Genomic DNA, 11,724 nt, shown 5'->3' with positions numbered 1-11,724 from the left:
TGGTTAAGCTACTAAGAGCACACGGAGGATGCCTAGGCGCTAGGAGTCGACGAAGGACGTGGCGAACAACGAAATGCTTCGGGGAGCTGTAAGCAAGCTTTGATCCGGGGATGTCCGAATGGGGAAACCCGGCTGGTGTAATAGCCAGTCACTCACATCTGAATACATAGGGTGTGAAGAGACAGACGAGGGGAACTGAAACATCTAAGTACCCTCAGGAAGAGAAAACAAAAGTGATTCCGTCAGTAGCGGCGAGCGAAAGCGGAATAGCCTAAACCAATCAGCTTGCTGGTTGGGGTTGTGGGACGTCTCACATGGAGTTACAAAGGAACCGATTAAACGAAGAGGTCTGGAAAGGCCCGCCATAGAAGGTAAAAGCCCTGTAATTGAAAGTCTGTTCTCTCCGAGACGGATCCCGAGTAGTGCGGGGCACGTGAAATCCCGTATGAATCCGCCAGGACCATCTGGTAAGGCTAAATACTACCTAGCGACCGATAGTGAAGCAGTACCGTGAGGGAAAGGTGAAAAGCACCCCGGGAGGGGAGTGAAATAGAACCTGAAACCGTGTGCTTACAAGAAGTCAGAGCCCGATCTATGGGTGATGGCGTGCCTTTTGTAGAATGAACCGGCGAGTTACGTTCCCGTGCAAGGTTAAGGTGAAGAGCCGTAGCCGCAGCGAAAGCGAGTCTGAATAGGGCGACTTAGTACGTGGACGTAGACCCGAAACCGTGTGATCTACCCCTGTCCAGGGTGAAGGTGCGGTAACACGCACTGGAGGCCCGAACCCACGCATGTTGAAAAATGCGGGGATGAGGTGGGGGTAGCGGAGAAATTCCAATCGAACTCGGAGATAGCTGGTTCTCCCCGAAATAGCTTTAGGGCTAGCCTCGGTGTTAAGAGTCGTGGAGGTAGAGCACTGATTGGGTGCGGGGCCCGCCAAGGGTTACCAAGCTCAGTCAAACTCCGAATGCCATAGACTTATAACCGGGAGTCAGACAGTGAGTGCTAAGATCCATTGTCAAAAGGGAAACAGCCCAGACCATCAGCTAAGGTCCCCAAGTGTGTGTTAAGTGGGAAAGGATGTGGAGTTGCAAAGACAACCAGGATGTTGGCTTAGAAGCAGCCATCATTTAAAGAGTGCGTAATAGCTCACTGGTCGAGTGACTCTGCGCCGAAAATGTAACGGGGCTAAACACACCACCGAAGCTATGGCTTGATACGTATGTATCAGGGGTAGGGGAGCGTTGTATGTAGGTTGAAGGTGTACCGTAAGGAGCGCTGGACAGCATACAAGTGAGAATGCCGGTATGAGTAACGAAAAGACATGTGAGAATCATGTCCGCCGAAAGCCTAAGGGTTCCTGAGGAAGGTTCGTCCGCTCAGGGTAAGTCGGGACCTAAGGCGAGGCCGAAAGGCGTAGTCGAAGGACAACAGGTTGAAATTCCTGTACCACCGTAAGCCGTTATGAGCAATGGGGTGACGCAGTAGGATAGTGACGCAGACTGATGGATGTCTGTCCAAGCAGTGAGGCTGATGTGTAGGCAAATCCGCACATCGATAAGGCTAGGCTGTGATGGGGAGGGAAAATTGCAGTACCGAAGGTCATGATTTCACACTGCCAAGAAAAGCCTCTAGCCAGGTGATGGTGCCCGTACCGCAAACCGACACAGGTAGGCGAGAAGAGAATTCTAAGGCGCGCGGAAGAACTCTCGTTAAGGAACTCGGCAAAATGACCCCGTAACTTCGGGAGAAGGGGTGCCCCGGTAGTGTGAATAGCACGAGGGGGCCGCAGTGAAAAGGCCCAAGCGACTGTTTAGCAAAAACACAGGTCTGTGCGAAGCCGTAAGGCGAAGTATACGGGCTGACGCCTGCCCGGTGCTGGAAGGTTAAGGGGAGTGGTTAGGGGTAACCCGAAGCTATGAACCGAAGCCCCAGTAAACGGCGGCCGTAACTATAACGGTCCTAAGGTAGCGAAATTCCTTGTCAGGTAAATTCTGACCCGCACGAATGGCGTAACGACTTGGGCGCTGTCTCAACGAGAGATCCGGTGAAATTTTAATACCTGTGAAGATGCAGGTTACCCGCGACAAGACGGAAAGACCCCATGGAGCTTTACTGCAGCTTGATATTGGACTTTGGTACGATCTGTACAGGATAGGTGGGAGCCTTTGAAGCATGAGCGCCAGCTTGTGTGGAGGCGACGTTGGGATACCACCCTGATCGTATCGGAGTTCTAACCTAGGACCGTAACCCGGTTCGGGGACAGTGTCAGGTGGGCAGTTTGACTGGGGCGGTCGCCTCCTAAAGAGTAACGGAGGCGCCCCAAGGTTCCCTCAGAATGGTTGGAAATCATTCGAAGAGTGCAAAGGCATAAGGGAGCTTGACTGCGAGACATACAGGTCGAGCAGGGACGAAAGTCGGGCTTAGTGATCCGGTGGTACCGCATGGAAGGGCCATCGCTCAACGGATAAAAGCTACCCTGGGGATAACAGGCTTATCTCCCCCAAGAGTCCACATCGACGGGGAGGTTTGGCACCTCGATGTCGGCTCATCGCATCCTGGGGCTGAAGTAGGTCCCAAGGGTTGGGCTGTTCGCCCATTAAAGCGGTACGCGAGCTGGGTTCAGAACGTCGTGAGACAGTTCGGTCCCTATCTGTCGTGGGCGTAGGAAATTTGAGAGGAGCTGTCCTTAGTACGAGAGGACCGGGATGGACATACCGCTGGTGTACCAGTTGTTCCGCCAGGAGCACCGCTGGGTAGCCAAGTATGGACGGGATAAGCGCTGAAAGCATCTAAGCGTGAAGCCCCCCTCAAGATGAGATTTCCCAATTAGTAAGACCCCTTGAAGACGACGAGGTTGATAGGTTGGAGGTGGAAGCGCAGCAATGTGTGGAGCTGACCAATACTAATCGGTCGAGGGCTTATCCTAAAATTAATTCGCAAAAAGTTGTTTCGTATCTAGTTTTCAGGGTTCAAACCTTGAATAAGTATTCCGTTTGGTGTCGATAGCGGAGGGGTTCCACGCGTACCCATCCCGAACACGACCGTTAAGCCCTCTAGCGCCGATGGTACTTGGACCGCAGGGTCCTGGGAGAGTAGGACGATGCCAAGCAGTAAAGATCGCTGTTGAGATTTCATTCTCGACGGCGGTTTTTTTTGTCCACAATTGTGCATGGACAGGAAAACGTATTGAAAATACTGTGGATACATTGAAAAAAATAGCTCAATACCATGTTATACACAATGAATTGCCTCGCAAAAAAATCTATCCACATTGTGGACAGATATAAAAAACCTCGGAATGAATCATGAATGCACCCTTTTAACAGAAATAAAGCGGTTATCCAATGATTCATACACATGATCCACAATTTCGTCCACATCACGCACAGGTTATCCAGGTTATTCTCCATCCTGATGTTATGATTTCAACTTCATCCACAGTGCGTAAGTGTAGAAACTGATCGAATCAGATCCGAAAGTATCTACATATGGGTATAAGTTGTTATTAATCTCGTTTCTATACGGAACTATACACAGATTTACATTAAAGAATCCCCTGTTGAGGATAACCTCAACAGGGGATTTCGTTGTTTAAGGTGTTATTAACGATTGTCGGGGTAGAAAATCTGAAACCGCCTGAAGCAATGCTTTGGTTTTATCCCCAGAGAACTCCCAGAACATGCCCCCGGCTAACCCTTTTGCCTTCAAATAATCGGTCTTATATTGAAGAGATTCTACATCGTCATACGTGATGAATGTGCCTGTACTTGGGTTATAGAGGTAAGGTGTCTTAGTGACATCGTTCCAATAGCGGGTATAGCCGTTTTTGTTAATATAGTTAGCTGCCAGATCCCAATAATCAAAAGAACCTGCTTCTACAGTCCCTTTTTTGGAGCCTCCACTACAGGTTTGATACAGGCCGCCATTTACGTTGGCACAACCATCCCACCCACGGCCATAGAAGGCAAGACCTAAGACGATCTTGTTCGCAGGTACCCCTTTACCTAAATACCCTTTAATTGCAGCATCAATATTGAAGCCTGTCGGGTTAATCCCATTGTCCGCTGGATCAAAGTAGAGCGGAGCATTTTGCCCGGATTTCGGATCCCAAGCACCATGCATATCATAAGCCATCATATTAATCCAATCGCAGATTTGGGCTATTTTATCGAGTTCGGTATTATTTTGATACTGTTCACTAATGCCGGAGGCGATTGTCAGATAATAATGTTTGCCATCCTTTGCCCCTGCAAGGTCAAGTTCTGTACGTATATCTTGTAGGAGTAACGTATAGTTCTGTTTATCTGCTGGACGCGCACTATTGCCCGGTAATCCGCTACCAACAGGATACTCCCAGTCTAGATCTACACCATCAAAGCCATACTTGTGGATAAAGTCTACTGCGGATTTCGCGAAAACTTTACGTGCAGCAGGATCCGCAGCAACATCCGAGAATCGGTTCGACCAACTCCATCCGCCTACAGAGATGATCGTCTTAAGTTGTGGATAAGCCTTCTTTAATTTATTTAGTTGATTGAAGCTGCCCTTGATTGGTGTATCCCATGTATCGCCAGGATAGGACATTCCTGTGTCAGCCCAAGGATCTCCTTGTACGATGGTTCCGTTCGGCACGTTAATATTCCCGTTCTCATCCTGACAAGACCAAGTTGTTGGGTTAGGTCCTGTAGGATCAGGATTGCCATGCTTACCATTCCAGCAAATATCGGCAAAAGCAAAATTAATATGTGTTACCTTAGAGGCGTCGATATCAGGTACTTTATAATTGCGTCCGCTATAGACACCCCATGAAGGGAAATAACCTACGATTTTATAGTCTCCACCTTTAGACCCTTCTAGGGTTGTAACAGAGACGGCATTGCTTGCATCCGATATATTCCCCGCGGCATCCTTTGCTTTGACGGTAAAATTGTATAATGTGACAGGAGACAAACCAGTTACAGTGTAGCTCGTTCCTGTCGTGGATCCTTTGAGCGCAGGGCCGGCATAAATGTCATACCCTGATACGGCTACGTTGTCAGTGGAGGCATTCCAAGTTAATACAACGGTATTACTCGTCACATTGGAAGCGGTAAGATTTGTAGGTGCAGTAGGTGGAGTAAGATCTGGTGCAGGCGTCGTTACAGTAACCTCGTTGCTTGCTGCCGACACGTTCCCTGCGGCATCACTAGCTTTGACACTGTATACATAAGTTGAATTGGCAGATAGCCCTGTCACAGTGAAGGTCGTAGGAGTCGATGTACCAATGGCTGTTCCGTTCTGGAACACGGTGTAGTTCTTCACGCCAATGTTATCTGTAGAAGCCTGCCAGGAGAGGGTTAAAGAGCTGCTGCTGACATTGGAGACCGTTAATGCAGTTGGTGCAGTTGGTGGTGTAGTGTCTGGGGCGCTCGTATCCAATTGCCATAAGGTTGGCGTGCCGGAAGGTTCCCAGCCTACCAAAGCCGTGTGTGCTTGAAGGCATTTGTAGACACTATCTTTATAAGATACCCGATCACCTATTTTATAAGCTGTTCCCGCGGTCCAAGCAGGGATGGATGATGCAGCATCCGTTGTTACAGATAGGGGATTACTAGGTGCAGATATATTGCCAGCGGCATCTTTGGCCTGAACGGTGAACACATAGGCCGTGTTGGGGGTTAAAGCTGTGATATTGAAGGAAGTGCTTGTAGAAGTGCCGGCAGATATACCATCTTTGAAAATGTTATATCCCGTAACAGCGACGTTATCCGTCGAAGGTGACCAAGAAAGTGCGACGGAAGTGGAAGTTTTGGCTGTAGCTATAAGATTGCCTGGTACAGAAGGAGCTTGTGTATCGACAGGCAAAGGGTCTGTTGTCACGGATAAGGAATTGCTAGCAGGAGAAACATTGCCAGCAGCATCCTTGGCTTTTACGGTGAAGGCATAAGCTGTATTGGCGGATAACCCTGTTACAGGAAAGGAAGTGCTTGTTGTCGTGCCGATGGACACACCATCTTTGAACACCTCATAGCCTGTAACACCGATATTATCCGTTGATGCTGACCAAGTTAAATCGATAGTCGAAGCTGTCTTCGCTGTAGAGGTTAGATTTGTCGGTGCAGTAGGTGCCTGCGTGTCTCCTCCACCTGTGCCGCCAGTTACTGTATAGGTCAGATTATTGGATACGGATGTTCCTGCAGTGTTAATGAGTTCTACTTTATAGACATAGGTGCCGGATGCTTTATTCGTAAAGCTGAATGAACCGGATTGAGCATTAGGGGTATTATCTGTTAAATCTGCGGTATGGATCAACACCTCATTTTCATATAACTTCCATGTTGCTCCGTTATTTCCCCACCACATATTGAAAGAAATCGAGTAATTCGGCTTATTGTCCCAATTATTCTGTGATAAGGCAGGGGTCCCAGGGGGGCCCGACGCAGCTGCAAAGGACAGCGTTGGCAGTAACGTGAGAAGCATAGCTACCAACGTGACCACGAGCATCCATTTTTTCGTAAACTTCATAAATGATCCCTCCCAAAATATAAACCTATGAACGATGGGAACGAGGAAGAATGGGCGCCTTCATTCATCCAACCACATCAACGAAGCCCCTACGACGGAATACAATAGGGAACCTATAGTTCGATTCTATTGGGGTTTTTTTCTTATAAGAAGGGATACATTTCGACTGTTAGGGGGAAAAATCGATGTAGGTCAAAGGTGTGGAGCTTGTCAGGGTCATTTGCACCATAATTCAGTGGAATGAAAAATCAAGATCAAAGGGACTTCGAACCTGCTTGATGAAAATATATATAAGTCCGAAGTATACAATAGAAGATTCTTAGGCACATTTTGTTGGATTTTGTTACAGACCATGACTTTGGAATCAATTTTCTATGGAGCGATGAAGGCGAAACTTTTATAAATTCTATTGTGGTAAGAATGGGAAGGGTATAATTCGAGTGAAAAATGCAACAATAATAACGTCGGAGATATATTGAAAACCTGTTAAAGAAGTGCTATCATGTATATAAAGTCAAAGAAAGTCAAGGTCAATTAAACATCAAACCGATGGGCCTTTTCATTTCACCATGGAGGATGAATCAATGCGTAATATCTCTGATATTATAGAACAATATCTGAAGAATATTTTGCATGAGAGTCCGGGCAGTATGATTGAGATTCAGCGAAATGAATTAGCCGACCAATTCTCATGCGTTCCGTCGCAGATCAATTATGTGATCAGCACGCGCTTCACACTCGAGAAGGGGTATGTCGTGGAGAGCAAGCGAGGCGGTGGCGGATATATTCGAATCCAACGAATTCAGCTGCCTGCGGAGCTCGCGATCCAGGAGCATTTAAGACATACCATTGGCGATCGCATTGAACAGGCCGCGGCAGAAGGTCTTGTGTATCAATTGGAAGAAGCGAGGGTAATTACAAGACGGGAAGCAAACCTTCTTCGTGCGGCAGTGTCTCGTGATGCGCTGATCGTGAAGCTTCCGTTGCGGGATGAAGTGAGGGCGAGTTTATTACGCGCGATGCTATTGTCCCTGCTGATGAATAAGAAATAGTGAATACATCGTTGATAATGAATAATATCTCATCGTAAGCCAAAAGGGAGGTCCTTTACATGATCTGTCAAGAGTGCGGTAAAAAGCCTGCGACACTACATTTCACGAAAATCGTGAATGGGGAGAAAACGGAGTTTCATATCTGTGAATCCTGTGCTCGTGAAAAAGGTGAATTAATTCCGGGAACGACGAATGGATTTTCGATCCATAGTCTATTATCAGGGTTGCTTGATTTTGACCCGACAGGTAAAGGAAATGCAACGGGTCAGAAAGCGCAGGTCATTCGCTGTGAAGCGTGTGGGTTAACCTATTCGCAGTTTAGTAAAATCGGACGCTTTGGATGCAGCTCCTGTTATAAGCATTTTGAAGATCGGTTAGATCCGTTATTCAAAAGAGTTCATGGAAGTACGAAGCATTTAGGTAAAATTCCTAAGCGTCGCGGCGGTACGATCCAAACCAAACGTGAACTTGAGGATTTGAAGAAAGAACTGCAGTATCTCATTATCCATGAAGAGTTTGAACACGCTGCTCAAATTCGCGATCAAATTCGTGAGCTTGAGAAACGCATTTCCGCAGGGTGACAGGAATGAAGTGGAGGGTTGAATATGGTGACTCATAAATTTACGGAACATGCTTTAAGCGATTGGATGCGTGGGAAAGGACCGGATTCGGAGATTGTCATTAGCAGCCGTGTTCGTATTGCCCGTAACTTAAATATGCTTCCATTTCCGATGCTTGCAACAAACCAACAATCCAAAGAAATTCTGGAGACCTTAAGTCATGTTCTAGAATCGAAGGAACTCGCAAATCTTGGCCAGTTCAATGAAGTTTTGTTATCGGATTTGAATGAGCTAGAGAAGCGTGTACTGGTGGAAAAGCACCTGATCAGTCCCAATTTAGCGAATGAATCACGTAACGGTGCTGTTCTTATTAGCGATAATGAAGCAGCTAGTATCATGATCAATGAAGAAGACCATCTGCGTATTCAATGTCTGTATCCGGGATTCCAACTTGAGGAAGCTTGGGAGATGGCGAGCCAGATTGATGATATATTTGAAGATCAAGTCGATTATGCATTTGATGAAACCAGAGGATATTTAACAAGTTGTCCAACCAATGTAGGAACCGGTATTCGGGCATCAGTTATGATCCATCTGCCAGCGCTTGTGCTTACGCAGCAAATGAATCGATTACTGCCAGCCATTACGCAGGTAGGGTTAGCCGTTCGAGGTATCTATGGTGAGGGCAGCGAAGCCGTAGGGAATTTATTTCAAATCTCCAATCAGATTACATTAGGCCAATCCGAGACGGAGATTATTGAGAACCTGTACAGTGTTGCCAAACAAATCATAGAACATGAGAAGGCAGCGAGAGAGAAGTTGATGCTTGAGTCCTCAACACGGGTTAAAGATCGAATTCAGAGATCTTTTGGGATTCTATCGTTTGCGGAAGTGATGGATTCGAAGGAAGCTTCACAACGTTTGTCCGATGTACGTCTTGGATTAGATTTAGGCATTATAGACGGTGTTTCCTCGGATGTGTTGAATGAGTTGATCGTGATGTCCCAGACGGGCTTCTTGCAGCAATATTACGGGCATAAATTAAATACCGAAGAAAGAGATTTTTATCGTGCCAAGTTAATTCGCGATAAACTTTCTAAATCATAAATATTCCAGTTATAATAAGTTCTAGTGGAGGTGTATAGATATGATGTTTGGAAGATTTACAGAGCGTGCACAGAAAGTATTAGCTTTAGCGCAGGAAGAGGCAGTGCGTCTTGGTCACAACAATATAGGGACAGAGCACATTCTCCTTGGACTTATTCGTGAAGGCGAAGGGATTGCAGCCAAAGCGTTAATCGCATTGGGACTTGGACTTGAGAAAATTCAAGACGAGGTGGAATCCTTAATTGGCCGGGGGCAAGAGCAACCTACGAATATTGCGTATACCCCGCGTGCGAAGAAAGTGATAGAGCTTTCCATGGATGAAGCACGGAAGTTGGGTCATACGTATGTGGGAACAGAGCATATTCTACTCGGACTCATTCGTGAGGGTGAAGGTGTTGCCGCACGTGTATTGAACAATTTGGGTATCAGCTTGAACAAAGCACGTCAACAAGTGCTCCAATTGCTTGGCAGTAGCGAAGCCGTATCGAGCCATCATGGCACACCTACCAATGTTAGCACACCAACGTTAGATTCATTAGCACGTGATTTAACGGCTATTGCCAAAGAAGGACATTTAGATCCCGTAATTGGCCGCAGCAAAGAAATCGAGCGTGTGATCCAGGTATTAAGTCGTCGGACGAAGAACAACCCGGTATTGATCGGGGAGCCTGGGGTAGGTAAAACAGCCATCGCAGAAGGACTCGCGCAACGAATTATTCAGAATGAAATTCCGGAAACATTGCGTGATAAACGTGTCATGACCTTGGATATGGGTTCTGTTGTTGCAGGGACGAAATATCGTGGTGAATTCGAAGATCGCTTGAAAAAGATTATGGACGAAATTCGTCAAGCCGGAAATATCATTCTTTTTATTGATGAACTTCATACCCTTATCGGCGCGGGTGGAGCAGAAGGCGCTATCGACGCTTCGAACATCCTAAAACCTTCTCTTGCACGTGGTGAATTGCAATGTATCGGTGCTACAACCTTAGATGAGTACCGCAAATATATCGAGAAAGACGCTGCCTTGGAACGCCGTTTCCAACCGATTACCGTGGATCAGCCTTCGCCAGAAGAAGCGGTTCAGATTCTTCACGGATTGCGTGATCGTTATGAAGCGCATCATCGGGTGAAAATTACGGATGAAGCCATTGAAGCAGCTGTGAAATTATCGGACCGTTATATTACGGATCGGTTCCTACCGGACAAAGCCATCGACTTGATCGATGAAGCGAGTTCCAAGGTAAGGCTTCACACTTATACGGTACCGCCTAATTTGAAACAATTAGAGAACCGTCTTGAAGATATTCGTAAGGAAAAAGATGCTGCCGTACAAAGCCAAGAATTTGAGAAAGCAGCTGCCCTTCGCGATACGGAACAAAAAATGCGTGAAGAGTTGGATTTGACGAAAAATCAATGGAAAGAAAAACAGGGTCGTACCGATTCTGAAGTGACGCCAGATGATATCGCTCAAATCGTTGCAAGTTGGACCGGTATTCCTGTTCGCAAGCTTGCAGAGGAAGAGACCGAACGTTTATTGAAAATGGAATCGATCTTACACGAACGTGTTATTGGTCAAGAAGAAGCCGTTAAAGCGGTAAGCCGGGCTGTTCGTCGTGCGCGTGCAGGTCTGAAAGATCCGAAGCGTCCAATGGGCTCCTTCATTTTCTTAGGACCAACAGGGGTTGGTAAAACAGAGCTTGCTCGTGCATTAGCTGAATCGTTGTTCGGCGACGAGAATGCGGTCATTCGTATCGATATGTCCGAATACATGGAGAAGCATTCCACGTCTCGTCTTGTTGGGGCACCTCCAGGATACGTGGGTTATGAAGAAGGCGGCCAGTTGACGGAGAAAGTTAGACGTAAACCTTATTCGGTTGTCCTATTGGATGAGATCGAGAAAGCACATCCAGAAGTATTTAACATCCTTTTGCAAGTGCTTGAAGATGGTCGTCTAACCGATTCGAAAGGCCGTGTGGTAGACTTCCGGAACACGCTTATCATCTTAACGTCGAATGTTGGCGCTGAAGCGATCAAGCGGAATACCTCGCTAGGCTTTACAGCAGCGAATGACGCTGGCAAAGACTACACCAACATGAAAGATAAAGTGATGGCGGAGTTGAAGAAGAGTTTCCGTCCAGAGTTCTTGAACCGGATCGATGAGACCATTGTCTTCCATTCCTTAACGGAAGAGAATATTGCTCAGATCGTGTCCTTGATGGCCGAAGAACTTCGTAAACGTCTGAAAGAACAAGAGGTTGACTTCATCCTAACGGATAAAGCAAAAGCCTTCCTTGCCAAAGAAGGATTTGATCCAGCCTATGGTGCTCGTCCATTGCGTCGTGCAATCCAGAAGCATATCGAAGACCGCTTGTCAGAAGAGCTTCTGATGGGCAAAATTTCGAAGGGTGACCACCTTACCATTGACGAACAAGAAGGCAATTTAGTGGTATTGCATAGCTAAATAGACACAATCAATAAAAAAAGCCCAAAACCTT

The 11,724-nt window shown here is 46.7% G+C and carries 5 protein-coding genes and 2 rRNA genes; 6 read left to right on the top strand and 1 reads right to left on the bottom strand.

From position 1 onward, the window contains the following. The first annotated feature begins 1 nt into the window (after position 1). Positions 2-2,929 (top strand): 23S ribosomal RNA (locus tag BVG16_RS30570). Positions 2,930-2,995: 66 nt separating this feature from the next. After that, positions 2,996-3,112: ribosomal RNA gene (gene rrf, locus BVG16_RS30565) — 5S ribosomal RNA — on the top strand. A gap of 482 nt (positions 3,113-3,594) precedes the next feature. On the opposite strand, the gene BVG16_RS33915 is transcribed toward rrf, so the two are convergent. Continuing rightward, entirely contained in the window at positions 3,595-6,507 is a 2,913-nt protein-coding gene (locus tag BVG16_RS33915; RefSeq protein ID WP_078502981.1) for a glycosyl hydrolase family 18 protein, read from the bottom strand. 584 nt (positions 6,508-7,091) lie between these two features. Here BVG16_RS33915 and BVG16_RS30555 point away from each other — a divergent pair. The 4 genes from BVG16_RS30555 to clpC are packed head-to-tail and all read left to right on the top strand — an operon-like array spanning position 7,092 to position 11,690. Continuing rightward, on the top strand, positions 7,092-7,559 hold the full coding sequence (locus tag BVG16_RS30555) for a CtsR family transcriptional regulator (RefSeq protein ID WP_078502980.1): 468 nt from the start codon (positions 7,092-7,094) through the stop codon (positions 7,557-7,559). 59 nt (positions 7,560-7,618) lie between these two features. Next, entirely contained in the window at positions 7,619-8,140 is a 522-nt protein-coding gene (locus tag BVG16_RS30550) for a UvrB/UvrC motif-containing protein (protein ID WP_078502979.1), read from the top strand. 24 nt (positions 8,141-8,164) lie between these two features. Beyond that, on the top strand, positions 8,165-9,226 hold the full coding sequence (locus BVG16_RS30545; protein ID WP_078502978.1) for a protein arginine kinase: 1,062 nt from the start codon (positions 8,165-8,167) through the stop codon (positions 9,224-9,226). A 40-nt stretch (positions 9,227-9,266) separates the two neighbouring features. Continuing rightward, entirely contained in the window at positions 9,267-11,690 is a 2,424-nt protein-coding gene (clpC, locus tag BVG16_RS30540) for an ATP-dependent protease ATP-binding subunit ClpC (RefSeq protein ID WP_078502977.1), read from the top strand. Positions 11,691-11,724: the final 34 nt, after the last annotated feature.

Source organism: Paenibacillus selenitireducens (assembly GCF_002021565.1).
GTDB classification, from domain to species: domain Bacteria; phylum Bacillota; class Bacilli; order Paenibacillales; family Paenibacillaceae; genus Paenibacillus_K; species Paenibacillus_K selenitireducens.
This window is presented reverse-complemented; position numbering and strand designations above follow the sequence as displayed.

Coding starts and splice junctions, on each gene's coding strand:
- BVG16_RS30550 (WP_078502979.1), top strand. CDS start 7,619: ATGATCTGTCAAGAGTGCGGTAAAAAGCCTGCGACACTACATTTCACG.
- clpC (WP_078502977.1), top strand. CDS start 9,267: ATGATGTTTGGAAGATTTACAGAGCGTGCACAGAAAGTATTAGCTTTA.
- BVG16_RS30545 (WP_078502978.1), top strand. CDS start 8,165: ATGGTGACTCATAAATTTACGGAACATGCTTTAAGCGATTGGATGCGT.
- BVG16_RS33915 (WP_078502981.1), bottom strand. CDS start 6,507: ATGAAGTTTACGAAAAAATGGATGCTCGTGGTCACGTTGGTAGCTATG.
- BVG16_RS30555 (WP_078502980.1), top strand. CDS start 7,092: ATGCGTAATATCTCTGATATTATAGAACAATATCTGAAGAATATTTTG.